Here is a 26,807-nt window from a genome sequence, read left to right as displayed (position 1 = left end):
CTTGCGACCTACAACGACGATCCCAAGCCGTTTGTCTGGCGTAAAACAGCCAATCAAATCATTGCGTCAATCGCTCGGCTGTCCGACAAAATCAATAATAAGACGAACTTTTGTTAAAGTACACTAGGGCGCGGCCAGCGGCTGCCGGCCGCCGACGACATTGCGAGGTCCGATCAGGCCACCAGGGACTCCCGCATCAGGTTGAGCAGGCCGCCCTTGAGAATCATCCGGATCTGGCGATCGCTGAGGTCGTGGGTCAGCTCGTAGCGCTGGCCACTGCGGGTATTCTTCGCGGACAGCCGTTTACCCTGCTCCAGCGTGTCGGCCAGGGCCTCCAGTGCCAGCTCGTCGCCCTGCTCAATGTCGTCGTAATCCTCGGGGTGGGTGAAGCGCAGTGGCAAGATGCCGAAGTTGCACAGGTTCTGCCAGTGGATTCGGGAGTAGCTCTTGGCGATCACCACCCTTACCCCCAGGTAGCGCGGCGCCAGCGCGGCGTGCTCGCGGCTGGAGCCCTGGCCGTAGTTCTCGCCGCCGACGATCATTGAACCGTGGTCCTGGTACTTCTTCGCCCGTTCCGGATAGGAAGCATCGACCCGGGTGTAGGTGAACTCGCTGATCGCCGGGATGTTGCTGCGGAACGGCAGGATTCGCGACCCGGCTGGCAGGATTTCATCGGTGGAAATGTCGTCGCCTACCTTGAGCAATACGGGGGCTGTTAATTTATCCGGCAGCCCATCGAACTGGGGCAGGGTACTGATATTCGGCCCCTTCTCGACGACGGTCAGTTCCGGGTGCTGCGCCGGCGGACGGATGTTGCGGTCTTCCACGTAAAACGACGTGCTCTCGTCAAAGACGGGGTAGTCGATATCCAGGTCGCGGGGGTCGGTGATCTCCCCGGTAAGGGCCGAGGCGGTGGCGGTTTCCGGACTGCATAGGCAGACCTTGTCCTCCTCGGTGCCCGAGCGGCCGGCGAAATTGCGTGGCACCGTGCGCAGGCTGATCTGGTCGGTGGCCGGCGCCTGGCCCATGCCGATGCAGCCGTTGCAGCCGGTCTGGTGCAGCCGGGCGCCGGCGCTGAGCAGGTCGTTAAGGTGGCCGAGCTTGACCAGGTTTTCCAGGATCTGGCGGGAGGTGGGGTTGATGTCGAACGACACCCGCTCGTGCACTTGGCGCCCCTTCACCACCATGGCCGGTACCGCGAAGTCCCGCAGCCCCGGGTTGGCGGAGGAGCCGATGTAGGCCTGGTAGATGGGCTCACCCGCCACTTCGCGCACGGGCACGACTTTGCCCGGGCTGCTGGGCAGGGCGATCAGCGGCTCGAGCTTGCCCAGGTCGATCTCGTCGTGTTCGTCGTAGGTGGCGCCCCTGTCGGCTTCCAACCGCTCGAAATCGTCGACCCGCTGCTGTTGTTTGAGGAAATCCCGCACCGCGTCGTCAGCCGGGAACACTGTGGTGGTATGGCCCATTTCCTGGCCCATGTTGGCGATCACGTGGCGATCCATGGCGGACAGGTGCTTGAGGCCGGGGCCGTAGTACTCGATGATCCGGCCGGCACCGCCTTTCACGTCATGGCGGCGCAACATCTCCAGCACCACGTCCTTGGCGCTGACCCAGTCCGGCAACATGCCGGTGAGCTTTACGCCCATCACCTTGGGCATGTTCAGGTAGAACGGCTGCCCGCAGATGGCCATGGCCACCGCCAGACCGCCGGCGCCGATGGCCAGCATGCCCAGCGAGCCTGCGGCACAGGTGTGACTGTCCGATCCCAGCAGGGTCTTGCCGGGCTTGCCGAAGCGCTCCATATGGACCGGATGGCTCACGCCCGAGCCCGGCGGGCTGAACCAGAGGCCGAATTTCTCGCAGGCGCTGCGCAGGAACAGGTGGTCGTCGGGGTTGCGGTTGTCGGTCTGCAGCAGGTTGTGATCGACGTACTGGGCGGACAGTTCGGTGCGGGCATGGTCCAGGCCCATGGCTTCCAGTTCCAGCATCACCAGGGTACCGGTGGCGTCCTGGGTGAGGGTCTGGTCGATCGTGAGACCGATTTCCTCGCCGGCTTTCATGCGGCCGGACGCCAAGTGGGATGCGATCAGTTTCTGGGTGACGTTGCGCGGTTGTTGCCTGCTCTTTTCCGCCATTGGGATCACCTCCTTGGCGAGCCGAATGTTGGATTCGTTTTACGAAACTATTGATCTATATGTGTGGCTGTTTCGAAGGAAACAACCCCCCGTGCACGCTATTACAGCCCCTGGGCGCCCCGACGAAGCCATTCATGTACGAACGCCAGTTTGCGTCGTGCCACGTCAGACAGGACGAAGGGATAAAGATCCGACAGTCCCATGGAGCGGTTGACGTGATTCACACCAACGGTTAACGACGCGGCGATCTGTATCAGACGGTCGGCATCTGTTTCTGAGTAAGGATCCCAACCCGAATGGGGTAGCATCGGTGAGGACAGGCCCGAGGCGATGAAACTGTCTGTGATATCCGTCAGGTGCAGTAGATGGGCCGCGGTCTCCGCCCAGTCTTCATGGGGGTGCGCCGATGCATACGTCGTCAGGTAGCGCTGTGTCCAATCAGCAGGAGGGCCCTGTTCATAATGCTTTTGCAACGCGGACGTGTAGTCCTCCCTCTCATCACCGAACATAGCGCGAAAAGCGTCCAGGAAGTCGCTGCGCAGGCTCAGTCGCCACCAGAGCATGTGCGAAATTTCATGGCGCATATGGCCGATCATCGTCCGGTATGGTTCGGCCAGTTGTTGCCTACGGGCCGTTCGGACGACCGGGTCGGCTTCTGCGACGCTGATGGTCACGACGCCTTGTGCGTGCCCCATCATAACGGGCGTCAGCCCCTCAGCCAGCATATGGAAAACCGGTTTTACACCAGGGTCTTCGGGTCGGAACCAGTGCCAGCGGCCCAGGTTATCCAGCGTCCAGCGCTTGGCGGCTTCGGTCAGGGCCCAGTTGGGCATGGCGTTGGGAATGCCCGGGTCGGGCGCCAGCGCGGTCATGGCGCAGGAGCGGCAAAACGCCCCCTGTCTCGGTGCGATCCAGTTGCAGCCGATCACATCACGGTTGATACAGAATGGCGGCATGGGCAGGAAAGCCCGCGCCTGCGGATCATAGGCGACGGGGGTGCCGTCGGCGGTGGCCAGGTTGTCGAACCAGAGCGAACCGGAACCGACCGGATTGGTAAACACACGCATGGCAGAAGCCTTTGAGCGAAAAGGTGACCCCAGTATGGTGTTGTTGGCGCAGAATGTCAGCCCGGGTTCAATGGGGCGCGCCGGGCGTTGCCTCGTCCGAAAAGTAGTCCTCTATCCAGTCGAACAGTTTGCCCGTGCTCATGTCGGCCAGCGGCATGCGCTGGAAATCCATCCCGATCTCTTCATCGATGGTGGAAAACTGGTAGAGCAGGGCCCCCGGGTCTTCATCATGAAGCACCATCACGATGCGCCGACGGGTCTGCAGGCAGTCGATGGTCATGGCATCGGCCGGTATCCCGATGTCTCGCATGCCCCGGCGCACGCCCACGACTGGATTGATGTGCTGGTGCGCCGCCTGGATGCGGGCGTGGGCCTCGCTGGCCATATCGGACAGGGCTTTCAGGGCTTGTTCGGACATCGGGCACTCCTTGATCCATTGCAAGGAGCAGGGTAGCAGAAATGACCGCCTGCGCCCTCAAGTGTCACCCGCAAGAGAGCACCGGACCGGCGGCGATCAGCGATCATTCGGCCCCAGGCCGTCCATGATTTTCGGACGGCATTTCTCGATCCGCGACTCGCGGGTGCTGGATTGCCTGGCCCCCGAGAAATAAAGGTTGTACGCGCGCCGGCGCCCGGGCGTCAGGCCCTCGAAAGCGGCCTTCAGGGCCGGATCTTCATCCAGCTTGCGCTGAAGTTCTTCCGGGTAGGTGAGCGCGTGCTTGTCGTTGAAATCGATGGTCAGCCCGGCTTTCTCCACATCAATGGCGGCTTCGATATAGGCTTTGAGGACAGGTTCCAGCTCGCCAACGGCCTGGGTACAGGTAAACGTCACCCGGCGGGCGGACTGGGTGTTTTCGCCGGGCTTCCTGAGGATACCGGCCGGGTCGTCCAGCAGCGCCCCCTTGGTGAACAGGAGTGCGCAGAAATCCTTGAAGCCTTGCAGGATCAGGACGTTGCTGCCTTCAAACGTGTAACAGGGCTTGCCCCACTTCAGTTCTTCATTGAGCGGGCAGTCGCGGACGATGTGCCTCAGGGCGGTCAGTTCATCGCGCCACCGGGTCGCTGTACTCAGGAAACGATCGACTTGGGGGTTGGAGTGGGTCATTGGTGTGCTCCGAAATAATTCCGTTTATCCAGGGCCTGGAAAGGCGTGCGCAGGTTCTGGCCGCGCGACCAACGTCAGACAGCTACTCATTCTAGCTCAGTGACGGCTTTGCGCATTAGACTGCGCGTTCGAGACCGGTGTCCGGTCACGGGCCTCTCCCGTGAGGCAGCCCGGTGCCGCAAACCCGAACACGGAGAACACAGCATGATCAGTTGGGACGACTTTGAGAAAGTGGAATTGCGCGTCGGCACCATTATCGAGGTGTCTGATTTTCCCGAAGCCCGCAAACCGGCCTATAAGCTGAAAGTGGATTTTGGTCCGGAGGTTGGTGTGCGCAAATCCAGTGCGCAGATTACCGATCTTTACGACAAGGAAACGCTGTTGGGCAAACAGGTGCTGGCGGTCACCAACTTCCCGCCCAAGCAGATCGGGCCGTTTGTCTCCGAATGCCTGGTGACGGGCGTTCACAACGAGGACGGAGCCGTCGCCCTGGTCAGCCCGGATTCCGGAGTGAGTAACGGTCAGCGACTCTGCTGACTCGCAGGGAATAATGCGATGATGGTCACCGGTAAGCCGGGTTTCACCACGGAACGGGGATTCCAACCTTATGCCCTATCATCGCAGGCGGGACCTGCCCGACAGCGTCCGCAACCATCTGCCGTCCCACGCCCTGGATATCTATCTGGAAGCCTTTAATTCGGCATGGGACGAATACCGCGATCCCGACAGCCGCCGGAGCGACGAAAGCCGTGAAACGGTGGCCCACAAGGTGGCCTGGGCGGCGGTCAAGCAGCAATACTGCAAGGAAGGCGACCGCTGGGTAAGAAAGTCGGACTAGTGTCCCGTCTGGCGAGGCGCTTTACAGACTGGCCATTTCGTCCTGCAGGTCTTTCTTGAGATCGGCCGGCGACATGATCCACAGGGTGTCGTCCGTGCCGGGGAAGACGCCGACATCCAGGCCGTCCTTGGTCAGGCCGGGCACCCATTTGTTGAAGAACTCGGGCAGGGTCAGACGTTTGGGAGACAGGTTGTCGGTGTCGCCGGCGTAGTGGGCGGCAAACGCTTCACTGGGCCACACCGGCAGGTAGGCCACGTCATCATCGGATACGATCTTCAGGAAACGGTTGTCACCGTTGACGAGGATCCAGATGTCGCGCTCTTCGATCACCGTATCGAGGAAGTAATCGAATCGCTCCTCGCCGTCGAGTTCGAGGATGGTGTCCAGTGGTTCCTCATTCATGGGAAAGCTCTCCGTGTCATGCGTCGCCCACTATAGCACGGCACCCGGCTCTTGGGACGGGGCCTGGGGCTCAGAGCGTGGGCGTCACATCGTGCAGGGCACGGTCCAGGCGTTCGACGATCGTGTCGATCTCCTGGTCGGTGGCTGTCAGCGCCGGGCTGAAGTTCAGCACGTTGTTGAAACCCGGGACACAGCGGTTGGTGCGGCCGATCAACAGGCCATGAGCCTTGCAGCGGGCCACGATGGCCATGGGCACGGACTCGTCCACAGGCTGGCGGGATGCGCGATCGGTCACCAGTTCGATGCCCTGGAACAGCCCCTTGCCGCGAACGTCCCCGATCATCGGGTAACGTTCGGCCAGGGTGCGGAAACCTTCCGTTAACCGCTCACCCTGGCGGGCGCTGTTCTCCACCAGGCCTTCCCGCTCAATGATCGCGACATTGGCCAGGGCGGCGGCCTGGGAGGCGAGGCAGCCGCCGAAGGTGGAAATATCCCGGAAATAGCCGAGGGTGTCGCCTGCGTCTTCTTTCAGCAACTCGTAGACGCGCTCCGTTGTGACCGTGCAGGAAATGGCGGCGTAACCGGAGGCCACGCCTTTGGCCATGGTGACGATGTCCGGCGTGATGCCATAGTGCTGGTAGCCAAACCAGGCTCCGGTCCGGCCCATGCCGCAAACCACCTCGTCCAGGATCAGCAGCACGTCGTACCGGTCGCAGATGTCGCGCACGGCCTGCAGGTAGCCGGCGGGCGGCGGGATGATGCCGCCACCCGCGGTAATCGGCTCGACGATCACCGCGCCCACCGTGTTCGGGCCTTCCCGCAGGATCACGTCCTCCAGGGCCTGGGCGGCCCGGGCGCCGTAGTCCTCGACGTCGCCGAACTGGCTGCGGTATTCGCAGCAGTGAGGAAATTCCACAAAGCCGGGCAGGAAGGGACCGTAATGCTCGCGCCGTTCCATCTGACCGCTGGCGCTCAGGGCCGCCAGGGTGGTGCCGTGGTAGTCGCGTTCGCGGTAGAGGATCTTGTGCTTGCGGCCGCCGTGATGCTTGTGGGCGATTTGGCGCACCATCTTGAAGGCTTTTTCGTTCGCCTCCGAACCGGAACTGGAATAGTAGACCCGGCTCATGCCCGGCATCTTGCCCAGCAGCTTCTCGGCGAACGCCGACGCTGGTTTGCTCGCCATGGAGCCGGCGAAATAATTCAGGTCCAGCAGCTGTTGGTGGACGGCATCGGCGATCTCCCGACGCCCATAGCCCACATTGGTGACCCAGACACCGCCGGCGGTGGCGTCCAGGTATTCCTGGCCATCGATGTCCCAGAGCCAGAGCCCCTCGCCACGGACGAACATGGTCAGCCCCGCGTCTGCCGTCTGCCCGGTTGTCATGTGGTGCCAGACGTGGGCCTTATCCCAGGCTTTCAGCGTGTCGGTATCCTGCTCGAAGGTGCTCATCGGATCGTTCCTCAATATCAAGCGGTTGCTGGGGCTTCCTGACAGAGGGCAGCCCCCTACTGTCACTGTAGACCCGCCCCCGACAACATTCCCCTCGGCCGGTTGACCGATGTGAAGTCCGCTTCCAGGGCGAGTCCCCTGAAAGAGCGTGACGGCCGCAAAGGCGTCGGGCAAGGCCATGAGGGAGTTATAAGAAACACTTAATGTTTCTTGCATAGACTTCCTCCCTGTCAGGACCGGCTGCCGCCCTGGCTCGGAGCCGGGCGACGGCGATCCGCTGCTACCCAAGGAACCCGTCAACAGGAAGCCGAGATCGATCATGTCCACCACCACAAGCACGAAAGCCTACAGCATGCCCCAGATCGTCCTGCATTGGGCGATCGCGATACTGATCGTTGCGAACTACATCGTCAGCGAAGGGATGGGTCACCAACTGGACGAGCATCTGGAAAACGCCGGGTTCCAGACGAACTGGGTGGGGACGTTTCATGTCTATGTGGGACTGACGGTGCTCGGCCTGGTGCTTGTCCGCCTGATTGTGCGACGGGCCAGTCCCGTCCCCGAAACCATCAGCGCGGGCCATCCTCTGCTCGACAAGGTACAGAAGCTGGCCCACGGTCTGCTCTATGTGCTGATGCTGCTGGTGCCGGTCTTCGGTGCCATGGCCTGGTACCTGGGCATGGAGTTTATGGGCGACGTCCACGTGGTGGCAATGAACACCATGATGATCATCGCCCTGCTGCACGCCCTCGCCGCCCTCTATCACCATCATGTGCTGAAGGACCGGGTGTTGATGCGGATGCTGGGGCGGGAATAGTCGTCCCCAGGCGGCCGGGCGCGAGTGAAGACAGGGGGTGCGTGACCCAGTCCACCGCCAAATCGGGGAGGCCGTCACCGGGCCTTCCCTGGACCGCCATTTCTCACGCCGCCGTTTGCCGGGGCGCAGGAGCCACCGGCCAATGCCAAGACCTAACGCACGGCAGAGTACGGGTCTTCCGCCAGGATATAGGCGCGCAGGTCCGCCCTGCTCTGGTGGCCCTGTAGCCATGCGCGGACTTCGCGGGCTTTACGGTAATCGGCCTCGCCGAATTTCTCCTGGTAGATCTCCTGGAACGTTTCCTTGGCACTGTTTGAACGGATCGACTGTTGCCAGTGATCGGTAAAGATCCGGTTGAGGGATCCCGCGAGATTGGCCAGTTTCAGGTATGTCCATTCCCCCCGGTCCATCCAGATGCCGCCCACCTGGGGGCTGTAATCCAGTTTGTGTTCACTGTCGTGAGACACGTGGTACTTCTGCATGATCATGCCGGTCACCGGGCAAAGCAGGGCATGCTTGGTATCCTCAATCTCGAAGTCGGCGTGCTCGGCGACCGTAAACTCCGGATTGTTCTCCTTCCAGGCCACATAATCTTCGACCAGCAGCCAGTCGCCACCGCAGTGATTACAGGCGTGGGAGCGGAGCTGAGGTTCGAGGAAGTCAGGCGTCAGTTCGCCCTGTTTGCAACGGGTGCACTTCATGGCAGTTTTCCTTTTTGAGTGGATGGCCATCCGTGAGGACGCCGGGGTGTTCCGCCGGCATGGCTCGGCGGGACACCCCGGCGATCGGTTTATCGCTGATATGCTAGCCAATGGCGCGGGCGTTCGCACGGGCGTGGTTGTAAAACTTTGTTGGCCTGCGGCGTCTGCCGGATCGGGCACATGAAGCTTCGGAGTCGCGTCCTGGCCGTTTGACCCTGTAATCACTATAAGGTTTACGTTTGGGACAAATCGTTCGACTCATGTAAAAACAAGGGGCGCGCCTGCCATGCAACTCGAAGAGATCAGCGACCATTACGACAAGGCTTCACGCTACTACGATGCCCTGACCGGATTTATTTTCCAGCGATTGTTAGGGATTGAAAAGCGATACCGTCAACGCAGTGTTTCCCTGCTGGGGAGTATCGATGGCGCGCATGTACTGGATATTGGCTGTGGAACGGGGCGCAACTTCCCCTACTTGGTTTCGGCGCTGGGGGAGGCGGGTTCGCTGGTCGGCGTCGAACCGTCCTTCGGCATGCTGGCGAAGGCCAGGGACCGGGCGCGCCGTAATGGCTGGTCGCAGGTGGTCCTCACGCCGGGAGATGCCGCTCGTCTCAGGGGCATTGAGCCTCCCTTTGATGCCGTGATTTCGACCTGGTGCCTGGGCATCGTCTATGACCTGCAGGCGGCTTTGGAGAGAGCGGTGGCGGTCCTGCGCCCCGGCGGCCGCCTGGTGATACTGGATTTCCAGGGCAGTCGCCCCGAGCGTGGTCTGCTGCGCTACCTGTACCCGGTCTACAGCCGGTTGCTGCAGGTGACGGGCATCGATACGGCAGAGGACCTCGACCATGACCGGCTCAAGGCAAAGTGGACCCGGGGCCGGGCATTTCTGGAGTCGCGGCTGGACGACTACCACCAGGAAGAGTATCTGGGCGGTCTGGGAATACTGATCAGTGGGACCAAGCCCTATCCGGGGTGATGGCGCCGCTCCGATCACTGTCCAGATGGATGCTCGAACGCCATAGGCCCCGGCACCCGACCTGCGGAAAGAGGGCAGGCAAAGCAGCGCCGGTAGCGCAGGGTGCTACCCGTAATGGGTCGCCTGCCCGGTCAACAGTTCGGCGGCTTCGCCCAGGGTTTCGGTCAGCGTCGGGTGTGGGTGGATCGAGAGCGCCAGATCTTCGGCTGTGGCGCCCATCTCGATCGCGAGGACGGCTTCGGCAATCAGTGATTCGGCCTGGGGACCGACGATGCCCACGCCGAGCACTCGGCCCGTGTCGGCATCGACCAGCAGCTTGGTCAGCCCCTGGCTGGCACCCATGGACACGGCGCGCCCCGACGCCTGCCAGGGAAAGCGCAAGACCTCGACGTTACGGGTTTCATCCCCGGCCTGCTGCTCGGTCAAGCCGCACCAGGCCACCTGGGGATCGGTGAACACCACGGCCGGTACCGCCAGCGCATCAAATACCGCGTTCTGGCCGGCAATGGCCCGGGCCGCGACCTTGCCTTCGTGCATGGCCTTGTGGGCCAGGAGCATGCCGCCCGCCGCGTCGCCGATGGCGTAGATATTGTCGGCTTCGGTACGACGGGCGCCATCCACACGGATGAAACCGTTGTCGTCGAGAGTGACGTCGGTAGCCTCCAGGTTGAGGCTGTCGGTATTCGGTTGACGGCCAATAGCGATCAATACACGGTCGAATTCGTGCTGGGTGGCGTCATCGCCAGTATCGATCGTGACCTGCACGCCATTGCCGGAAGCCTGCATGTCACTGGCCCTGGCGTTGAGATGGACGGCCTCGAACAACCGCTCCACGGTCCTGCTCAGCGGTTCGACCAGATCGGCATCCGTATTGGGCATAAGCCGGTCAGTCATCTCGGCAAGGGTCACCTTGCTGCCCAATGCCTGATAAACCATACCCATTTCCAGGCCGATATAGCCGCCGCCGATAACGAGCAGCGAGTCGGGGATATCCTCCAGTTCCAGGGCTTCCTTCGAGCTCATGATCCGCCCCCCGAAAGCCGTACCTGGCAGCGGGACCGGCCGTGAACCCGTGGCGATGATGGCGTGCTCGAAGGACAGTGAGGCATTGCTGTCGCCTTCAAGCCGTACGGTGCGGTTGTCCTCGAACGTGGCGCGAGCCCGGATCACGCGCACGCCGCGCTGCCGGCAAAGTTGGGCCACCCCGCCGGTGAGCTGGTCGATGACGCTGTCCTTGTGCTCGCGGATACGGTCCAGTTCCACCCGGGGCGATTCGAACGTCAATCCGGCGGACGCGGCGGCCTTGGTGGCGTGCACCAGTTCGCTGAGGTGCAACAACGTCTTTGAGGGAATACAGCCACGCCGCAGGCATACACCACCCAGTTCGTCTTCCTCGTTGACCAGGGTGACGTCCCGGCCCAGTCGTGCCGCCTCGAATGCGGCCGCATAACCGCCGGGACCGGCGCCAATCACCAGAACTTCGGTACGGGTTGGGAGTTCGTTATGGGTCATGACCTAGATGCTGAGCAGCAGGGATTCGGGGTTGGCCAGGGTGCGGATCAGCCTGGTGACGAACTGGGCCGCGTCGGCGCCGTCGTTGACCCGATGGTCGAAACCGAGCACCAACGGCAGGCGCAATCGGGGCCTGATGTCGTAGTTGTCGAGATCGCCCTGGACCACGGGTTCCAGTCGAGCCTGCCCCATGCCGAGGATCGCGACCTGTGGATGGTTGATCAGCGGGGTCAGTGAGGAGCCGCCCATCGCACCCGGGTTGGTCACCGTCATGCTGGCGCCTTGCATGTCCTCACGCGTGAGTTCGCCGTTGCGCGCCTTGCGGGCGATATCGGCCGATTCAGCGGATAACTCGATCAGATTCTTCCGGTCCACGTCGCGGACCACCGGCACCAACAGTCCGCGGTCGGTGGCGACGGCCATCCCCATATGGAAATAGCGCTTGTAGACAATCTCCTGGTTGTCCACATCCAGGCAGCTATTGAAGCGCGGGAACTGCTTAAGCGTCGCTGCCAGCGCTTTCATGACCAGCACCGTCAGAGTGAACTTGCCGCCCTGAACCTGGCCAGCCGATTCGTGCGAACGCCGGAAACGTTCCAGCTCGGTGATATCGGCGATATCCTGGTGATAAACGTGCGGGATCTGGCCCCAGGAGAGTGCCATGTTGCGGGCCGTGGCGCGTCGGACCGAGCGTAGCGGCGCACGCTCGATCCCGCCCCATTGACTGAGGTCCGGCAGGGGCGGTGGCTCGGTTTGCGCGGGTATGAGTCCTGAACCGCCGCGCGGGCTGCTGGTGCTCTGCTTGGCGCTTCGTTTCTGGCTTTCTGCCGTACTCGCGGCTGCCTCGACGTCTTCTGCGGTAACACGACCCTTTTTGCCGCTGGGTTCTATGTTGTGCAGATCGACGCCTTTCTCATGAGCCAGGCGCCGGGTACTGGGCGCGGCCGGTACCGGCTCGCGGTTCGCGCCTTTTTTCTGTGGTTTGCTTTCCGATGACTGCGGTTTTTGGCTTTCCCTGTCGTCTTCGTCGCTGTCGCGCCCGGATTCATCCGTCCCGGAGCGTGGGGCGTCGTCGTCTTTCCGGCTGACGGATACCTTCTCCTTGCTGTCTTCGCCCGTGTCGCCGGATTCACCTTCTTCATCGTAGGTCAGCAGCACATCACCGACTTCAACCATGTCGCCCTCGGATGCGTTGATTTTCCGTACCGTTCCAGAGAACGGTGCCGGTACATCTGTGTTCGCCTTATCGGTTTCCACCGTCAGCACGATGTCGCCATCCTGGACGCGATCGCCTTCACTGACATGGACTTCGAGAACTTCCGCTTCCTTGAGCCCTTCGCCGGGATCACTGAATTTGAATTCCTGAGTCATGGCGCGCTCGCTGGTTGTAAAGCTGGTTAATCGTCAAGGGTGGCGCGTGCCGCGTCCAGGATGCCGTCCACGCTGGGTAGATAGGCCTGCTCCCGCGCAAAGTACGGCACGTGGGTGTCGAATCCGGTCACACGACGTATCGGCGCTTCCAGGTACCAGAAGGATTCCTCATTCAGCCGCGCGATAATCTCTCCGGCCGGACCATAGCTGCGGTGCGCCTCGTGCACCACCAACACCCGGCCCGTACGCCTTGCCGATTCGGCAAAACGCTCGTGATCCAGCGGGGACAGGCTGAGCAGGTCGATCACCTCGGCCTCCACGCCGTCATCTGCCGAGAGGGTTTCGGCAGCCTCCAGCACCCTGTGCAACATGGCGCCATAGCTGATCATGGTCAGGTCGTCGCCTTCACGCGCTGTCCGCGAGGTACCCAGTGGTAGCGTTTCCTCCTCGTCAGGCACCTCCTCGCGGAATGCCCGGTAGGTGGCCTTGGGCTCGAAAAACACCACCGGGTCGGGATCGCGAATGGCCGACAGCATGAGCGCGCGGGTGTTGCGGGGACCCGAGGGTACGACCATCTTGAGGCCGGGAATATGGGCGTAGAACACCTCCTTGCTGTCGGAATGATGCTCCAGCGCATGCACGCCGGCACCAAAAGGGACGCGAACGGTGATGGGCATCGGGTAGCGTCCGCGCGTGCGCCAGCGGAACCGCGAGGCGTGCATCTCCAGTTGATGCAAACCCATATAGGCGAAGCCTGAAAACTGCATTTCACAGACGGGGCTGAGGCCACCGGCGGCCATGCCGATGCAAAGCCCGACGATGCCGGATTCGGCCACCGGCGTATCGATGACGCGACGCTCGCCGTACTTGTCGAGCAGGCCGTCGGTGATGCGGAATACGCCGCCATCGACCCCGATATCCTGACCGAGAACGATGATGTCGTCATCGCGTTCCATTTCCTCGGTGAGTGCCCGGTTGATAGCTTCTGCCATATTCAGCTCGGTCATCTTCCCGCTCCGTTCGCTCTGCGCGCGGACTCGCGCTGTGCCTCAAGATAGGGCGGCCGTTCGGCGTAGATGTGATCGAACATCATCTCAGGTCCCGGGAGTTCTTCGATCCGGGCTTCGGTGTCGTTCCAGGCCTGATCGATCTCATCCTTGATTTCGCTTTCCATGGTTTCGACGTCGTCCTCGGAAAGCAGCTTGCGCCCGATCATGTAGTTCTGGAAACGAGGCAGCGGGTCGCGTTCCTCCCATTCCTTCACTTCGTCTTCGTCGCGGTACTTGCTCGGATCATCGGCCGTGGTGTGAATGCCCAGACGGTAGGTCACGCATTCAATCATCGTAGGGCCGTGACCCTCGCGGGCACGCTTAGCCGCCTCGCTCACCGCCGAGTAGACAGCCAGAATGTCGTTGCCATCCACCTGCAGGCTGGGCATGCCATACGCCAGCCCTTTCTGGGCCAGGGTTCTTGACCGGCTCTGCTTCTCCCTCGGCAGGGAAATCGCCCAGTGATTGTTCTGGCAGAGAAAGATGGTGGGGGTCTGCAGCACGGCGGCGAAATTCATGCCTTCGTGGAAATCGCCTTCCGACGTTGCGCCGTCGCCGAAGAAAACGATCGAAACGTCGCCTGACTCCCGGTATTGGCTGGCGTATCCGAGACCGACAGCGTGGGGCACCTGGGAGGCGACCGGCACCGATACAGGGAGATCGTGCTTGTCGTCGGGGATGGCCCCGCCCTCGTTATAGCCGGCCGAGTAGAGGAGAATGTCGACCAGGGAAAAGCCACGCCAGATCATGGCCGCAAATTCGCGAAAGGCAGGAACGAACCAGTCCGTGTCTGCCAGCGCCGCCATGGCCCCGATCTGGCACGCTTCCTGGCCTTTGACCGGCGCGAAGGTGCCAATGCGCCCCTCACGTTCAGTGTCAACTGGCGTGCATCGAACCGCCGCGAGAGCAGCATGGTGCGAAACATCCGCTTGAGAAGGTCGTCATCGATATCCGGTGCGAGCTTCTCGTCCAGGTCCCCGTTCTCGTCCAGGATGGACAGGTATTCGACAGAGTATTCAGGCTCGACTTCGTTGCGGGGCATGGATTCCCCCTTTCGCTGGTGATCAGGCAACTGAACACGCTTAAGTAGGTTTTCAGGCTGAGAGTTTGGGGTCGGTTTTCATATAAGTGTTATTGCCTATGTTGTGTGTCGGGTCATGTCGTGTGGCATGGCCTTTCGGCACAGTGACGCCGACCGGGCGACACGACCAAAGACCTCGATCTTCTGCAGGTAAAGTGGGTAGGGAGCCGGCTCCATGGGGAGACACAACCGGATGCCGGCCGGGTGGAAAACGATCCGGGTGGTCCGGGAATCCGGCTCAGTGGGACCAGGCCTTATACGGGGCGATGGCGAGGGTCAGTGCAGCTTCTGATCATCGTCCAGATGGATGCCCAAAGCCCGCAACTGTTCGCCCATCTGCTCATCACCGGTCATCCGCCACTGACGGTACAGGGCAAGCACGTCCTCGACGCCGGTTCCCGCGTTGCGGGCGCAGGCCCGGGCGATGAGATCGAGGAAGGCGGTGAAGCGATCCGCCAGTTCGGCAAACACATGGCGGTGGCTGTAGGCATTGTCGGACAGGTAATCGTAGGCGCCGCCGCCCATGCCGACGAAATAGTCCTGCCGGAATCCCTTGCGGGCATAACGCTCCGCAAACAGCGCGCCGAGAAACAGGGCCTGATCGCCCAGTTGCCGCAGGATCAGGCAGCGTTCGTGGTCGGCGCTGGCTTCATGGGCATCCTTGTAGAGCAAGGCCAGCGGGCGCAGGCTCAACTGGCCGTCGTCGTAGCTGAACAGCTGGCGGCTGTCCCCCAGGCGTGCCAGGACCGACCCGACATACCACAGCGTATCTTCCTCAGGCCGCGGCGCCAGTGCTTCGGCGCAGTCGGTAAGCCGCTCCCGGAAATAATCACCCAACGTGCGCTCAAACGTCTGAACCGCGCGCTCTTGCATGGCGACACCTCATACTGGCTAACCTACTTTGACTATAAAACAGACAACGGCCAATTCAAGGCATAAAACGATCGATGGTTATAGAGAAATATTCGATAGGACGCTTGTTCCAGCCTCTTGAAAGCGCCCGGATTGCACCTATTTCGCGATCAAGGGAACACCCTGAACAGGGATCCCGGCAGCGCTGATTTCAGTGCATGTTTTTTAATCAGGAGGATACGTCAATGCAGATCAGACCGCTCTACGACCGGGTGGTTGTTCGTCGACTGGAAGCTGAAACCACGACCAAAGGCGGCATCGTCCTTCCCGGTAAGGCGGCAGACAAGCCGTCCCAGGGAATTATTATTGCCGTGGGTCAGGGTGTGTTGCGGGAAAACGGAGTACAGTATCCGTTGACGGTGCAGGTGGGCGATCGAGTGGTGTTTGAAAAGCACGCCGGCATCGACATCAAGCTGAACAATGAAACCTGCCTGGTGATTCGTGAATCCGAAATCCTGGCCGTTATTGATAACGTGGATGCGCAGGAGAAAGTGGCATGAGCGCGAAAGTGATTACCTTTTCACAGACGGCCCGCGAGCGGATGCTGAAAGGTGTGAATGTCCTGGCGGATGCGGTCAAGGTCACCATGGGGCCCAAGGGCCGCAATGTGATCCTCGACAAGGGCTTCGGGGCACCCCGGGTCACCAAGGACGGCGTGTCCGTGGCGAAGGAGATCCAGCTCAAGGACAAGTTCGAGAACATGGGCGCCCAGATGGTGAAGGAAGTGGCGTCCAGAACCGCCGAACAGGCCGGTGACGGTACCACCACGGCCACGCTGCTGGCCCAGGCTATCGTGCGGGAAGGCCACAAGGCCGTCTCGGCCGGGATGAACCCGATGGATCTCAAGCGCGGCATCGACCTGGCGGCCGCTGCCGCCGTGGAAGAGCTCGGCAAGCTCGCCAAACCCTGCACCGATAACAAGGCCATCGGCCAGGTCGCCACCGTGTCGGCCAACTGGGATACGGCGATCGGCGACATCCTCGCCAGGGCCATGGACAAGGTGGGCCGGGGCGGCGTGATTACGGTCGAAGAGGGCAAGTCGCTGGAGAACGAACTGGACGTCGTGGAAGGCATGCAGTTCGACCGCGGCTACCTGTCTCCCTACTTCATCACCAGCCACGACAAGATGCAGGCGGAACTCGACAACCCCTACGTCCTGCTGTTTGACAAGAAGATCAGCAACATCCGCGATCTGCTGCCGGTGCTCGAAGCCGTCGCCAAGGCCGGCAAGCCGCTGCTGCTGATCGCCGAAGACGTGGAAGGCGAGGCCCTGGCCACGCTGGTGGTGAACAGCCTGCGCGGCATCATCAAGGTGGCTGCGGTGAAGGCCCCGGGATTCGGCGATCGGCGCAAGGCCATGCTGCAGGACATCGCCACGCTGACCGGCGGGCAGGTGGTCTCGGAAGAGGTGGGACTGTCCCTGGCCAAGGTCACCCTGGATGAACTGGGCTCCGCCAAACGGGTGGTGATCACCAAAGAGCACACGATCATCGTCGACGGTGCCGGCAAGAAGAAGGATATCGAGGCCCGGGTTGCCCAGATCCAGAAGGAAATCGACGCCTCCAAATCCGATTACGACCGGGAAAAACTGCAGGAGCGAGTCGCCAAGCTGTCCGGCGGTGTTGCGGTGATCAAGGTGGGCGCCGCCACGGAAATGGAAATGAAGGAGAAGAAGGACCTGGTAGACGACGCCCTTCATGCTACCCGGGCTGCGGTGGAGGAAGGCATCGTACCGGGCGGCGGAACGGCCTTGATCCGCGCAGCCGATGCCGTGCGCCGGACGCTCAAGACCGCCGTCAACGAAGACCAGAAAGCCGGTATCCGTATCGCCCTGCGGTCGATGGAAGAGCCGTTCCGTCAGATCGTGGCCAACGCCGGGATCGATCCCAGCGTGGTGCTGGACAAGGTCCACAGCAACGAGAGCGTCAGTTGGGGCTACAACGCCCAGACCGAGGAATACGGCGACATGCTGGCCATGGGCATCCTCGACCCGGCCAAGGTCACCCGAACCGCCCTGCAGAATGCCGCCTCAGTGGCCGGCATGATGCTTACCACCGAAGCCATGGTGAGTGAGGCTCCGGAAGAGAAGAAGGCACCCCATTCCCACGGGGTGTCGGATTACGACTTCTAGTCCGGGTAATTGGCATGTTGTCAGGGGGCCGTCATGGCCCCCGCAGACTGCCGACAAACCCTCACCAATGCGGCGGGGGGGCTGTCAGCCGTCTGCGCCCGGTAAGCCGCGCTGAGTTTCAATTGACCTTCGCCCCTACCAATGAGTCGCTCTCGACCTCAGCCGCAGGCGCTTCAACGCGCGCCAGTCCGAACACGCATCCCGCAACCACGACGCTGATCAGCCAGGCCAACCCCATAGTAACCAGCGTGTGGCTGAGGAAATGGTCGCCGATGAGCATCTTGTAGAGTCCCAGCGTCCAGCCCAGGGCCATCGCGCCATTAAAGGCGATCATGCGGTTCCGTTTCGTGCGGAACAGGAAGAACAGCGAGAGCAGGGCAAACCCGCCGCTGGCGTGCCCGGCCGGAAAGCAGCGGATCCGTTTCAGGTGCTCGGCGGCGGCCACCCGATGCAACAGCGTGACGTAGGGATAGTTGCCGTCGTAATGCATCAGGTTGACCGGGCAGGGGACGTTGGTCACGCCCTTGAGCAGGTTGACCACCCCAACCGTCAACAGGCTGGCGATCAGCACCGTCAGCAGTCCGCGTCGGTAGCGTTTCACCCGTGGCCGGTTTCGCAGTGCCACGAGGCTGATCAGTAACGTCACCGCGAACAGGATGAAAACGGTCTTGGGGCCACTGTAGAACAACAGCCTCAAGACGGCGTCGTGCTTGCTCAGCAGCCATTGCTGGCTGTCGAATTGATAGAAGGCGTCCTGGACGGCCATGTCCAGGCCCGTGGTTTCACAGAGCAGGACAACGGTCACCAAAAACAGCAGGGTTCCAAGAGTCTGGACAACGAAAAAACGACGACTGATCAAGACGAGTATCCGTTATTGTTTGGCGAGTGACGGCTGATTCCGAAGGCGGTTTGCCCGCGGCCACCAGCGCAGGCCACGTGACATCCTGACCGTGGAGCTTAACGCCCGTACCTTAAGGCACTCTTAGGGGCGACCGGGGAGGTGGACATAGAAAACCCGCCTTGGCGAGGCTGCGTGAAAACGTCGCAAGCGCAGCCGTTTTCACACGGCCTCATGGCGGCGGGTTTCGAAAGCAACATCACCTCGTCCCGGACAGGGTGATGTCGGTCGGAAGGATCGTGATGGGCAGGGTTACTTCACGCTTTCGACGGGTCTCTCCGCTTTCACCGTCCGCGCCCGAGCCGCATGCAGCTTCTTGTAGCTCTCCACCAGCCGCTGGTGTTTTTCCAGGCCTTCCAACTGCATGTTGGTCGGCTCCAGCCCGTGGAAGCGCACGGTGCCGTTCACGGAACCGACGACGGCGTTCATGGTGTCCTCGCCGTACATGCGGGTGAAGTTGGCGAGGTAGTCGTCGAGTTCCATGTCCTCGTCGAGGGTGACTTCCAGGACCGCGTTCATCGCCCGGTAGAACAGGCCACGCTCGACCGTGTTGTCGTTGAACTGCAGGAACATGTCAACGAACTCGAGCGCTTCCTCGTGCCACCGCAGCGCCAGGCAGATCAGGATCTTCAGTTCGAGGATGGTCAGTTGGCCCCAGACGGTGTTCTCGTCGAACTCCACGCCGATCAGGGTGATGATGGTCATGTAGTTGTCGAGCTGGCTGGCTTCCAGGCGTTCCACCAGGTCGGCCAGTTGCTCGTCGCTCAGGCGGTGCAGGTTGAGGATGTCCTCCCGGTAGTCCAGCGCCATGTTGGTGTTATCCATGATCAGGTCCTCGACCGGATACACCTCGGAATAGCCCGGCACCAGGATGCGGCAGGCGGGGGCGCCCAGCTCTTCATAGACCGCCACGTACACTTCCCTGCCCAGGTCGCCGAGGATGCCGAACAGGCGCTCCGCTTCCTCGGCATTGGTGCCGGAGAAATCCCACTCGCAGAAGTCGTAGTCGTGCTTGTTGCTGAAGAAGCGCCAGGAGACCACACCCGTGGAGTCGATGAAGTGCTCCACGAAGTTGTTGGGCTCGGACACCGCCAGGCTGTTGAAGGTGGGCGCCGGCACGTCATTCAGGCCCTCGAAGCTGCGGCCCTGGAGCAGTTCGGTCAGGCTGCGCTCAAGCGCTACCTCGAAGCTCGGGTGCGCGCCGAAGGAGGCAAACACACCGCCGTTGCGCGGGTTCATCAGGGTGACGCACATCACCGGGAATTGGCCGCCCAGGGAGGCGTCCTTCACCAGGATCGGGAAGCCCTGCTGTTCCAGCGCCTCGATGCCTTCGACGATGCTGGGGTATTTCGCCAGGACGGCTTTCGGCACATCCGGCAGGGCAATTTCCTGCTCGATGATCTGCTTCTTCACCGCCCGTTCGAAGATCTCCGACAGGCACTGCACCTCCGCTTCGTTGAGCGTGTTACCGGCACTCATGCCGTTGCTCAGGAACAGGTTCTCGACCAGGTTGGACGGGAAGTACACCGTCTCGCCGTCGGACTGGCGCACGAAGGGCAGGGCGCAGATGCCGCGATCCGTCCGGCCAGAGTTGGTGTCGAACAGGTTGGAGCCGCGCAGGTCGCCTTCCGGGTCGTAGATGGCGCGGCAGTGGTCATCGAGAATGCCCTCCGGCAGCGCGTCGTCCGGGCCCGGCTGGAACCACTTCTCATTCGGGTAGTGGACGAAGTCGCTGTAGGCGATCTCCTCGCCAAAATACTGGTCGTTGTAGAAGAAGTTGCAGTTGAGCCGCTCGATGAACTCGCCCAGCGCCGAGCACAGCGCGCTTTCCTTGGTGGCGCCCTTGCCGTTGGTAAAGCACATGGGCGAGGCGGCGTCGCGGATGTGCAGCGACCACACGTGCGGCACGATATTGCGCCAGGAGGCGATCTCGATCTTCATGCCCAGGTCGGCGAGGATGCCGGACATGTTGGCGATGGTCTGCTCCAGCGGCAGGTCCTTGCCTTCGATAAAGGTCTGGGTGTGGCTGTCCGGTTCCACCATCATCAGGGCCTGGGCGTCTTCATCCAGGTTGTCCACCGTCTCGATCTGGAAATCCGGTCCGGTCTGCACCACCTTTTTCACCGTGCACCGGTCGATGGAGCGCAGGATGCCTTCCTTGTGCTTCTCGGGCAGGTCCTCCGGCAGTTCCACCTGGATCTTGAAGATCTGGTTGTAGCGGTTCTCCGGATCGACGATGTTGTTCTGGGACAGGCGGATATTGTGGGTCGGGATATCCCGCGCCTTGCAGTACACCCGCACGAAGTAGGCCGCGCACAGGGCCGATGACGCCAGGAAATAGTCGAACGGACTGGGCGCCGATCCATCGCCCTTGTAGCGGATCGGCTGGTCGGTGACGACGGTAAAGTCGTCGAACTTGGCTTCCAGTCGGAGGTTTTCGAGGAAGTTGACTTTGATTTCCATGACGTAAGCACCGGGCTTGGAGAATTTGGCGAGCCTTGCGGCTGAACCGGCCATTATCCAGTTTTTGAGGGCCTCCGTCTTGGTGGGGATTTCCACTGGTCCGGTTGCCCGGGAGCGACGGAGCGGTTGCCTTCCCTCGCAAAAGGCGTTATCCGTGGGTCAAAGAGCAGGCCACGGCGTCTGTCCGGCCATCCGATGACAGGGAACAACACCATGACCTTCCAGACTATCGAAGACCTCGACCACCAGATCACCCGCATCGACACCGGCATGATGCGCGATGAACTGGCCGCCTGTTACCTGATCCAGGGTGCGGACGAGTTCGCCGTCATCGATACCGGTACCAACCGGACCGTGCCGGTCATTCTGGGACTGCTGGAGCAGCGGGGCATTGATCGGTCGCAGGTGCGTTACGTGATCCCGACCCATGTCCATCTCGACCATGCCGGCGGCGTCGGCGGACTGATGCAGGCCCTGCCGGAGGCGACCCTACTGATCCACCCCCGGGGCGCCCGGCACATGATCGATCCGTCAAAACTGAAGGACGGCGTGCTGGCGGTCTATGGGGAGAAGACATTCGCGGAAGTCTACGAGGACATCATTCCGGTGCCGGAAGCCCGCGTGCGCACGCTGGACGATGGCGCCGAAATCCAACTGGGTGACCGGCGGCTGTTGTTCCTGGATACCCCCGGTCACGCCCGTCATCACTTCTGTATCCACGATGCCCGATCCAGTGGCATCTTTACCGGGGACACCTTCGGGCTGTGCTATCCGCCCTTGGCCACCGAAAAAGGCCCGTTCATCTTTCCCACCACTACACCGGTGCAGTTCGATCCCGAGCCCCTGAAGCGTTCGATCCGCCGGCTGCTGGCCCTTGAGCCTGAACGCGTATACCTCACCCATTACGGCATGGTGGAGAATCCGCAGTCGTTGGGCAAGCGCCTGCTGACCGTCGTGGATGATTTCGTGGCGCTGGCTGAAGCGGTGGAAGAGCAGGCCGCACCGGATCAGATGGAAGACGCTTTGACGGCGGCGATGAAAGACTACCTGTTCCGCGGGCTCCGGGAGCACGGTTGCCATCTCGATGACGACCGGTTGATGACGCTGATCGGGATGGATATCCGCCTGAACAGCCAGGGGCTGATGGTCTGGCTGCAACAGCGGTCAGCGGGCTGAACCACCGCGCCCGGGTCAGGCCGCCAGCACCACCTTGCAGATGGCCTCCACGTGCGCTGCATCGGTCCCGCAGCAGCCCCCGAACACGTTGAGGTTGGGCAGCAACCGTCGCACATCGCCATACAGCTGCGCCAGTTCCTCCGGATTGCCCTCATCCAACCGGGTTGCTTCATCCAACTCCGCATGGCTCTTGGCGGAGGCGTTGGCGCGCAGGCCATGAATCCGGGATCGCCAGGCGCCGCCGGCTTCCAGGGCGGCCATGAAGTGGGATGGATGGGCGCAGTTGATCATGTAGTACACCGGTGCGGCATCGGTAGCCGCGTCCACCTCTTCGATGGCCTCGCCCAGGGGTTTGCCGCTCGGCAGCCGGCCATCCGTCTCGACCGTGAACGACAGGGCGGCGGGCATACCCACGGCCTTCGCCGCGCGAACAATGCCGATGGCTTCCCCGGTGTGGGTCATGGTCATGCCGGTCACCAGATCGGCGCCGGCATCGCGAAACGTGGTGACCTGAGCCAGGTGGTAGGCTTTTGCGGCACTGTCGGTCAGGAAGGTGTCGGGATTGTAGCCGTCACCCCGGGGACCGACGCAGCCGCTGATGACGATGGGGGTGTGGCGGGTCTCATGGGCCTGGCGGATCTCGTAGAGCAGGGCGATGGCCTGGCTGTTGGCCTCGGCCAGTTGCTCCGCGGAATAGCCGAGTTTGTCCCCCCAGTCCGAACTGGCCCGCCAGGTGGCACTCTCCAGAATGCAGCCGACGCCGTAATCCCCGGCGAGTGTGGCGTAGGTCTGGTAATAGCGGTGCAGAGCCTCCTTGCCCGAGGGTGACTTCAGCAGGTCGAAAGCCGCGAAACAGGGCAGTTCGAACCCGTCATGGAAGATCAGCGTGGTCTCGATGCCGCCGTCGGTCAGGAAGATTTCTCCGGACCGTTGGGGCAGGGCATTCAGGTATTTGGCCATGACATCAGATTACCCGGGTAAACATGAGTCTTGGTGGGAGCGATTGGTGTTCATCCCCTGTGAGACAGGAACGGCGCTTATCCGATCCCGTTGCCCCTCCCTGCGCATGCATACCGGCCACCGGTTATTTATAGAAGCTACCAGTGACTTCGGTTGAGTGGGAAGGAACTTGACGGTGTAAGCCGTGGCTGTGTCATGGATATCTGTTCTTATGATCGTGTCGTTGACCACTGCGAGGTCAAACACCCTATCGTCTGGGCGGGTTCGTGCTCGCACATCCATGGACCCTTTGAGCACCTCCGAATGCCCCTGGGCATTCAGAGTCGTTCACTCGCAAGGCACGATTTTTAGCAACGCTCCTGGTTTTCAGGGCAGTCGCAACGTGCTTTGTGTCGCTTTTTGTCGAATGGTAAAGAAATGAAAGGGCTGATGGTTGATTAAATATTGGTCGCTTATAATTGTGCCGACGTGGGGTGTGGTGTCTCCAGAATGCCGTTGTGACCCATCAGCCCCCTAAATAAGCCGATGACCTGAATCATCGGTTTTCGCAAGCCATGGGAGCCAGGAAGCGGGGCTGCGCCTGAAGGCGCCGTGACCAGAATGGCAGGTTATGCTTCCACAGAACACCATGCCGGCTTTTACTGGAGATCGTGCCTTGAGACTCATAACTCCCCGAACCGGGTGGATGCTACCCGCTCTTTTCACGTTACTGCTGTCTGCCTGTGACATCGACCTGTCCTCCGTAAGCACCGGGAATGCCGCCACCGCGAGCGTGTCGCCCAGCGGCACACTGGGTATCCGCGACAACCTCGTTATCACCTTCAGCAAACCGATGGATCCCGGTTCGCTCAGCTTCGATGGCGGTCTCGGCGTTCTTTCCGATGGCGGCACCTGGAGCAGTAACAATAAGGTGCTGACGTTGGCGCCAGACGACGCCTGGGGCGCCTGGGAAAGCGGCAACCAACCCTTGAAACTGACCGTGGAGGACACCGTTGGCAACGTCACGACGGTGGACACGACGTTGGGCATCGATTTCACCGTCAGTGACTTCCAGAATGCCGCCGTGGTTATTGGCCAGACGGATTTTACCGGCAGCAGTTCGAACCAGGGCGGCGTCCCGGGCGCGGACACTCTGAATTTTCCTTACAGCGATGCCAGCTTCTTTGACGATATCCTCTGGCTCCCTGACTTTGATAATAATCGCGTGCTGGGCTTTGACGGAATTCCAACCGTCAACGGTGCGTCTGCCAGTTACGTTGTGGGCCAGGGGGATTTCATGACGGGCAGCGGAGGCACCACGGACTCGTCGATTGAAGGCCCCCAGAGGCTGCTGGCCTACAATGGCCACTACTACCTGTTGGAATACGCGAACAACCGTATCCTGATCTTCGACAGTGCGCCATATGCGGCGCCGAGAGCGGCCAGCGCCGTGCTTGGCCAGGCAGACTTTACCTCCAGCAGCAGTGACTGTTCTGCGCAGGGCCTGTATGCTCCCGAGGATATGACCATCGCCGATGGCAAGCTGCTGGTCGCGGACGGTGCCAACAACCGCATTCTTGTCTGGAACTCCGTACCGACGGCAACGGGTACCGAGCCCGATCTTGTCCTGGGGCAGGCGGATTTCACCCACTGCACTGCAAGCGACGACAATCAGGATAATGTAGCGGATGCCGCATCCAGCGCACGCACCTTGAGCGGGGTCTCTGGTGTTTGGACGGACGGCTCACGTCTGGTGGCGGCAGATACCGAGAACAGCCGTGTGCTGATCTGGAACCGTTTCCCGACTGAGAACTTCCAGCCTGCGGATATCGTGTTGGGCCAGGCCGACTTTGCACACAACATAGAAAACGACGACAACCAGGACGGTGTGGCAGACGCCACTCCCACAGCCCGCACCCTAAACCATCCCTACGATGGTGTGTGGTCCAATGGTCGGCAACTGTTCGTCCCCGACACCAACAACCACCGCCTGCTGGTGTGGAACCGCTTCCCAACCGAGAGTTTCCAGCCTGCCGACAGGGTACTTGGCCAGTCCGATTTCGTCCATGCCACGGCCGACGACGACAACCAGGACAATGCCAGTGATATGGCTTCGGCACGCACTTTCTATTTCCCGGTAGGCGGCGCGCTTCTGCGCGATAAACTCCTGATCACCGACGGCCACAACAACCGGGCGCTGGTGTTCGAAGCGAACTGAGATAGGCGACCCGGGCAGGAGCCCGGTTTGCATTGGACGCCGCCGCAGAGGCAGGGGGACCGCCGGAGCAAACGGCCCTATCCTGCTTCATTCAGCCGCCGCGCCCGTTAAGATTCAAGGCCATTCCCCGGTGTGGCCGCCTGGCTATGTCCCCGTCGCTGTGAGTACCGCCTGCCCTTGGAAAACCATAACGTCACGGATCGGCAAACGACTGCTCCAGGTAACGGCGATCAATGTCCGGTAAGGGCTCTCCGGCGAGGGTCGCTTCAAAGGCCTTCAGGCGCTTGTGGATGGACAGCAGCTCGATGATGGTGGTCCAGGAATTGACGAGATACTGGAACGACGACTCAACGCGCCCAAACGCCCGCACGATCTGCTGCATGATGCCCAGGGTCAGTGAGCCACCGATAATCGCCGGGCCCAGGGCGATGTAAGGCACCAACGCACCGACCTGCAGGTAGGAAATCCGCACGACGTTGAAGTAGAGGTAGTGAAAGTACAGGCGGAAGTAGTTCTTGCGGACGTTCTGGAAGAGCTCGCGCAAGGTGGCCGGTTGGGCGCGCTCGGCATGATCCTCACCATATACCAGCTCCTTCCGGTATGCCGCCTCCACCCGCTGGTTGCGGAACTGGAGTCCCGGGAGTTTCATGCCGGCTACGGCCACGAGCGTGGTCCCGATGATCGACCAGAAGATGGCGACAAACACCAGGCCCTGGCTGACCGGGCCGACGATCGGTAATTCCCTGACGTGGGCCGAGAGGGCCCACAACAGGGGCAGGAAGGCGATCAGCGTCATCAGGGAGTCCATCAGGCTGGCGCCCAGATCTTCCGAGATCGAGGCAAAACGCATCGTATCTTCCTGGACACGTTGCGCCGCGCCTTCGATGTGGCGCAGCTTGTCCCACAGTGCGGTGTAATAGGCGTTCATCGCGGTACGCCAGCGAAAGATGAAATGGCTGACGAAAAAGCGGAAGACCGTCGCGACGATGACGTAAACCAGCGCAATCTTCAGGAAGGTGGCGATCTCCAGATAGTAAGCCGATGGCTCCACCGAGCTGGCTTTTCCCAACGCCTTTTGCACCAGGTCATAAAAGCTTCCGAACCAGTCGTTGATGCGGACATCCAGTTCCACCAGGAACCCGTTGATAAACAGCATCAACGCGGAGCCGCCGACCGACCAGCGTTGCCAGGGATGGCGGGCAAAGAACATCCACGAACCGGTAAACAGCCCGATCGCCGCGATGAAGTACTGGTAGAACCAGAATGTCATGGCGTCGTCCGTGGCGGCCTTGAACGCGGCTTTTGCGGCGTCGTCCGCGCCGGTGCCGGGGGCAGCGGGGAAGCCATAGCCAAACAGGTCGCCGAGGCTCAGGTCGGGGCCGGCACCCTTGGCCAGCAAATACCAGGCGAGGACGCAGAACAGCGCCCAGGCGACGAAGGAGGACAGGAGCAGTCTGGGTCTGGGGAAGAAAGATACGAACATCGTCAAACGTACCTGGTTGAAGCAGGGCTGGCCCTGCAAAACCCCTGAGGGTGTCAGTGATTCATTGGGATTGGGACGGG

Annotated in this window: 25 protein-coding genes and 1 pseudogene; 9 read left to right on the top strand and 17 right to left on the bottom strand. The window is 61.5% G+C overall.

The features are described 5' to 3' along the window. A pseudogene (locus tag EZI54_RS25485) lies at positions 1 to 117 on the top strand (IS630 family transposase); the annotation flags it as partial. A 56-nt stretch (positions 118 to 173) separates the two neighbouring features. On the opposite strand, the gene EZI54_RS19925 reads toward EZI54_RS25485, so the two are convergent. The 4 genes from EZI54_RS19925 to EZI54_RS19910 all read right to left on the bottom strand — a co-directional run bounded on the left by EZI54_RS19925 (position 174) and on the right by EZI54_RS19910 (position 4,307). Continuing rightward, complete coding sequence (locus EZI54_RS19925) at positions 174 to 2,135, bottom strand: aconitate hydratase (RefSeq protein WP_131483637.1); 1,962 nt, start codon at positions 2,133 to 2,135, stop codon at positions 174 to 176. Between the two features lie 101 nt (positions 2,136 to 2,236). Beyond that, on the bottom strand, positions 2,237 to 3,202 hold the full coding sequence (locus EZI54_RS19920; protein ID WP_131483636.1) for a zinc-binding metallopeptidase family protein: 966 nt from the start codon (positions 3,200 to 3,202) through the stop codon (positions 2,237 to 2,239). Positions 3,203 to 3,269: 67 nt separating this feature from the next. Further along, positions 3,270 to 3,620, bottom strand: coding sequence for a hypothetical protein (locus tag EZI54_RS19915; protein WP_123633997.1), 351 nt, complete (start codon positions 3,618 to 3,620; stop codon positions 3,270 to 3,272). A 96-nt stretch (positions 3,621 to 3,716) separates the two neighbouring features. Then, positions 3,717 to 4,307, bottom strand: coding sequence for a YdeI/OmpD-associated family protein (locus tag EZI54_RS19910; RefSeq protein ID WP_131483635.1), 591 nt, complete (start codon positions 4,305 to 4,307; stop codon positions 3,717 to 3,719). Positions 4,308 to 4,511: 204 nt separating this feature from the next. Between EZI54_RS19910 and EZI54_RS19905 the strand changes: the two genes are divergently transcribed. After that, positions 4,512 to 4,844, top strand: a complete 333-nt coding sequence (locus EZI54_RS19905; protein WP_131483634.1) for a tRNA-binding protein — start codon at positions 4,512 to 4,514, stop codon at positions 4,842 to 4,844. 70 nt (positions 4,845 to 4,914) lie between these two features. Continuing rightward, complete coding sequence (locus EZI54_RS19900) at positions 4,915 to 5,145, top strand: ChaB family protein (protein WP_131483633.1); 231 nt, start codon at positions 4,915 to 4,917, stop codon at positions 5,143 to 5,145. Between the two features lie 21 nt (positions 5,146 to 5,166). Here EZI54_RS19900 and EZI54_RS19895 read toward each other — a convergent pair whose 3' ends face one another. Both EZI54_RS19895 and EZI54_RS19890 read right to left on the bottom strand, forming a co-directional pair. Continuing rightward, entirely contained in the window at positions 5,167 to 5,547 is a 381-nt protein-coding gene (locus EZI54_RS19895) for a DUF2750 domain-containing protein (protein ID WP_131483632.1), read from the bottom strand. Between the two features lie 70 nt (positions 5,548 to 5,617). Beyond that, positions 5,618 to 6,997 carry an aminotransferase family protein gene (locus EZI54_RS19890; RefSeq protein WP_131483631.1) on the bottom strand — a complete coding sequence of 460 codons (1,380 nt, stop codon included), beginning with the start codon at positions 6,995 to 6,997 and terminating at the stop codon, positions 5,618 to 5,620. Between the two features lie 319 nt (positions 6,998 to 7,316). On the opposite strand from EZI54_RS19890, the gene EZI54_RS19885 reads away from it, so the two are divergent. After that, the gene (locus EZI54_RS19885; protein WP_131483630.1) at positions 7,317 to 7,814 is read left to right on the top strand and encodes a cytochrome b; all 498 of its coding nucleotides are present in this window, start codon (positions 7,317 to 7,319) and stop codon (positions 7,812 to 7,814) included. A gap of 152 nt (positions 7,815 to 7,966) precedes the next feature. Here EZI54_RS19885 and EZI54_RS19880 read toward each other — a convergent pair whose 3' ends face one another. Further along, complete coding sequence (locus tag EZI54_RS19880; protein ID WP_131483629.1) at positions 7,967 to 8,515, bottom strand: TFIIB-type zinc ribbon-containing protein; 549 nt, start codon at positions 8,513 to 8,515, stop codon at positions 7,967 to 7,969. A gap of 286 nt (positions 8,516 to 8,801) precedes the next feature. Here EZI54_RS19880 and EZI54_RS19875 point away from each other — a divergent pair, with 286 nt between their 5' ends. Further along, positions 8,802 to 9,494, top strand: a complete 693-nt coding sequence (locus EZI54_RS19875; RefSeq protein WP_131483628.1) for a class I SAM-dependent methyltransferase — start codon at positions 8,802 to 8,804, stop codon at positions 9,492 to 9,494. A gap of 105 nt (positions 9,495 to 9,599) precedes the next feature. On the opposite strand, the gene lpdA is transcribed toward EZI54_RS19875, so the two are convergent. From lpdA to EZI54_RS19850, 6 genes are all read right to left on the bottom strand, one after another. Beyond that, positions 9,600 to 11,006 (bottom strand): dihydrolipoyl dehydrogenase, encoded by a 1,407-nt coding sequence (gene lpdA / locus EZI54_RS19870; protein ID WP_131483627.1) that lies wholly within the window; start codon positions 11,004 to 11,006, stop codon positions 9,600 to 9,602. A gap of 3 nt (positions 11,007 to 11,009) precedes the next feature. Further along, on the bottom strand, positions 11,010 to 12,377 hold the full coding sequence (locus EZI54_RS19865) for a dihydrolipoamide acetyltransferase family protein (RefSeq protein ID WP_131483626.1): 1,368 nt from the start codon (positions 12,375 to 12,377) through the stop codon (positions 11,010 to 11,012). A gap of 26 nt (positions 12,378 to 12,403) precedes the next feature. Next, the gene (locus EZI54_RS19860; protein WP_131483625.1) at positions 12,404 to 13,384 is read right to left on the bottom strand and encodes an alpha-ketoacid dehydrogenase subunit beta; all 981 of its coding nucleotides are present in this window, start codon (positions 13,382 to 13,384) and stop codon (positions 12,404 to 12,406) included. Further along, positions 13,381 to 14,283: a thiamine pyrophosphate-dependent dehydrogenase E1 component subunit alpha gene (locus EZI54_RS19855; RefSeq protein WP_207389287.1), complete on the bottom strand. Its 903-nt coding sequence runs from the start codon at positions 14,281 to 14,283 to the stop codon at positions 13,381 to 13,383. Before EZI54_RS19855 ends, EZI54_RS19860 begins: the two co-directional genes overlap by 4 nt. Beyond that, the gene (locus tag EZI54_RS24880; protein WP_207389286.1) at positions 14,172 to 14,468 is read right to left on the bottom strand and encodes a hypothetical protein; all 297 of its coding nucleotides are present in this window, start codon (positions 14,466 to 14,468) and stop codon (positions 14,172 to 14,174) included. The genes EZI54_RS19855 and EZI54_RS24880 overlap by 112 nt, the downstream gene beginning before the upstream one ends. Before the next feature lie 315 nt (positions 14,469 to 14,783). Continuing rightward, entirely contained in the window at positions 14,784 to 15,380 is a 597-nt protein-coding gene (locus EZI54_RS19850) for a hypothetical protein (protein WP_131483624.1), read from the bottom strand. A 224-nt stretch (positions 15,381 to 15,604) separates the two neighbouring features. Between EZI54_RS19850 and EZI54_RS19845 the strand changes: the two genes are divergently transcribed. Both EZI54_RS19845 and groL read left to right on the top strand, forming a co-directional pair. After that, positions 15,605 to 15,919, top strand: coding sequence for a co-chaperone GroES (locus EZI54_RS19845; protein WP_131483623.1), 315 nt, complete (start codon positions 15,605 to 15,607; stop codon positions 15,917 to 15,919). Further along, the gene (groL, locus tag EZI54_RS19840) at positions 15,916 to 17,550 is read left to right on the top strand and encodes a chaperonin GroEL (RefSeq protein ID WP_131483622.1); all 1,635 of its coding nucleotides are present in this window, start codon (positions 15,916 to 15,918) and stop codon (positions 17,548 to 17,550) included. The genes EZI54_RS19845 and groL overlap by 4 nt, the downstream gene beginning before the upstream one ends. Positions 17,551 to 17,668: 118 nt before the next feature. On the opposite strand, the gene EZI54_RS19835 is transcribed toward groL, so the two are convergent. After that, positions 17,669 to 18,409, bottom strand: coding sequence for a phosphatase PAP2 family protein (locus EZI54_RS19835; RefSeq protein ID WP_131483621.1), 741 nt, complete (start codon positions 18,407 to 18,409; stop codon positions 17,669 to 17,671). 291 nt (positions 18,410 to 18,700) lie between these two features. Next, positions 18,701 to 20,911, bottom strand: a complete 2,211-nt coding sequence (locus EZI54_RS19830; protein WP_131483620.1) for an OsmC domain/YcaO domain-containing protein — start codon at positions 20,909 to 20,911, stop codon at positions 18,701 to 18,703. Positions 20,912 to 21,124: 213 nt separating this feature from the next. Here EZI54_RS19830 and EZI54_RS19825 point away from each other — a divergent pair, with 213 nt between their 5' ends. Next, complete coding sequence (locus EZI54_RS19825) at positions 21,125 to 22,087, top strand: MBL fold metallo-hydrolase (protein WP_131483619.1); 963 nt, start codon at positions 21,125 to 21,127, stop codon at positions 22,085 to 22,087. Positions 22,088 to 22,102: 15 nt separating this feature from the next. Here the strand turns inward: EZI54_RS19825 and EZI54_RS19820 are convergent, their stop codons facing one another. After that, positions 22,103 to 23,047 carry a homocysteine S-methyltransferase family protein gene (locus EZI54_RS19820; protein ID WP_131483618.1) on the bottom strand — a complete coding sequence of 315 codons (945 nt, stop codon included), beginning with the start codon at positions 23,045 to 23,047 and terminating at the stop codon, positions 22,103 to 22,105. Between the two features lie 610 nt (positions 23,048 to 23,657). Between EZI54_RS19820 and EZI54_RS19815 the strand changes: the two genes are divergently transcribed. After that, the gene (locus EZI54_RS19815; protein ID WP_207389285.1) at positions 23,658 to 25,244 is read left to right on the top strand and encodes an NHL repeat-containing protein; all 1,587 of its coding nucleotides are present in this window, start codon (positions 23,658 to 23,660) and stop codon (positions 25,242 to 25,244) included. A 193-nt stretch (positions 25,245 to 25,437) separates the two neighbouring features. Here EZI54_RS19815 and sbmA read toward each other — a convergent pair whose 3' ends face one another. After that, positions 25,438 to 26,727, bottom strand: coding sequence for a peptide antibiotic transporter SbmA (gene sbmA, locus EZI54_RS19810; RefSeq protein ID WP_131483616.1), 1,290 nt, complete (start codon positions 26,725 to 26,727; stop codon positions 25,438 to 25,440). Positions 26,728 to 26,807: the final 80 nt, after the last annotated feature.

The organism is Marinobacter halodurans (assembly GCF_004327985.1).
GTDB classification, from domain to species: domain Bacteria; phylum Pseudomonadota; class Gammaproteobacteria; order Pseudomonadales; family Oleiphilaceae; genus Marinobacter_A; species Marinobacter_A halodurans.
Note: the sequence above shows the minus strand (reverse complement) of the source record. Positions and strands in the feature narration are given on the sequence as shown.

Bases quoted from the DNA above. Each gene is read 5' to 3' on its own strand.
- EZI54_RS19925 (WP_131483637.1), bottom strand. From the start codon at position 2,135: ATGGCGGAAAAGAGCAGGCAACAACCGCGCAACGTCACCCAGAAACTG.
- EZI54_RS19920 (WP_131483636.1), bottom strand. From the start codon at position 3,202: ATGCGTGTGTTTACCAATCCGGTCGGTTCCGGTTCGCTCTGGTTCGAC.
- EZI54_RS19915 (WP_123633997.1), bottom strand. From the start codon at position 3,620: ATGTCCGAACAAGCCCTGAAAGCCCTGTCCGATATGGCCAGCGAGGCC.
- EZI54_RS19910 (WP_131483635.1), bottom strand. From the start codon at position 4,307: ATGACCCACTCCAACCCCCAAGTCGATCGTTTCCTGAGTACAGCGACC.
- EZI54_RS19905 (WP_131483634.1), top strand. From the start codon at position 4,512: ATGATCAGTTGGGACGACTTTGAGAAAGTGGAATTGCGCGTCGGCACC.
- EZI54_RS19900 (WP_131483633.1), top strand. From the start codon at position 4,915: ATGCCCTATCATCGCAGGCGGGACCTGCCCGACAGCGTCCGCAACCAT.
- EZI54_RS19895 (WP_131483632.1), bottom strand. From the start codon at position 5,547: ATGAATGAGGAACCACTGGACACCATCCTCGAACTCGACGGCGAGGAG.
- EZI54_RS19890 (WP_131483631.1), bottom strand. From the start codon at position 6,997: ATGAGCACCTTCGAGCAGGATACCGACACGCTGAAAGCCTGGGATAAG.
- EZI54_RS19885 (WP_131483630.1), top strand. From the start codon at position 7,317: ATGTCCACCACCACAAGCACGAAAGCCTACAGCATGCCCCAGATCGTC.
- EZI54_RS19880 (WP_131483629.1), bottom strand. From the start codon at position 8,515: ATGAAGTGCACCCGTTGCAAACAGGGCGAACTGACGCCTGACTTCCTC.
- EZI54_RS19875 (WP_131483628.1), top strand. From the start codon at position 8,802: ATGCAACTCGAAGAGATCAGCGACCATTACGACAAGGCTTCACGCTAC.
- lpdA (WP_131483627.1), bottom strand. From the start codon at position 11,006: ATGACCCATAACGAACTCCCAACCCGTACCGAAGTTCTGGTGATTGGC.
- EZI54_RS19865 (WP_131483626.1), bottom strand. From the start codon at position 12,377: ATGACTCAGGAATTCAAATTCAGTGATCCCGGCGAAGGGCTCAAGGAA.
- EZI54_RS19860 (WP_131483625.1), bottom strand. From the start codon at position 13,384: ATGACCGAGCTGAATATGGCAGAAGCTATCAACCGGGCACTCACCGAG.
- EZI54_RS24880 (WP_207389286.1), bottom strand. From the start codon at position 14,468: ATGCCCCGCAACGAAGTCGAGCCTGAATACTCTGTCGAATACCTGTCC.
- EZI54_RS19850 (WP_131483624.1), bottom strand. From the start codon at position 15,380: ATGCAAGAGCGCGCGGTTCAGACGTTTGAGCGCACGTTGGGTGATTAT.
- EZI54_RS19845 (WP_131483623.1), top strand. From the start codon at position 15,605: ATGCAGATCAGACCGCTCTACGACCGGGTGGTTGTTCGTCGACTGGAA.
- groL (WP_131483622.1), top strand. From the start codon at position 15,916: ATGAGCGCGAAAGTGATTACCTTTTCACAGACGGCCCGCGAGCGGATG.
- EZI54_RS19830 (WP_131483620.1), bottom strand. From the start codon at position 20,911: ATGGAAATCAAAGTCAACTTCCTCGAAAACCTCCGACTGGAAGCCAAG.
- EZI54_RS19825 (WP_131483619.1), top strand. From the start codon at position 21,125: ATGACCTTCCAGACTATCGAAGACCTCGACCACCAGATCACCCGCATC.
- EZI54_RS19820 (WP_131483618.1), bottom strand. From the start codon at position 23,047: ATGGCCAAATACCTGAATGCCCTGCCCCAACGGTCCGGAGAAATCTTC.
- EZI54_RS19815 (WP_207389285.1), top strand. From the start codon at position 23,658: ATGCTTCCACAGAACACCATGCCGGCTTTTACTGGAGATCGTGCCTTG.
- sbmA (WP_131483616.1), bottom strand. From the start codon at position 26,727: ATGTTCGTATCTTTCTTCCCCAGACCCAGACTGCTCCTGTCCTCCTTC.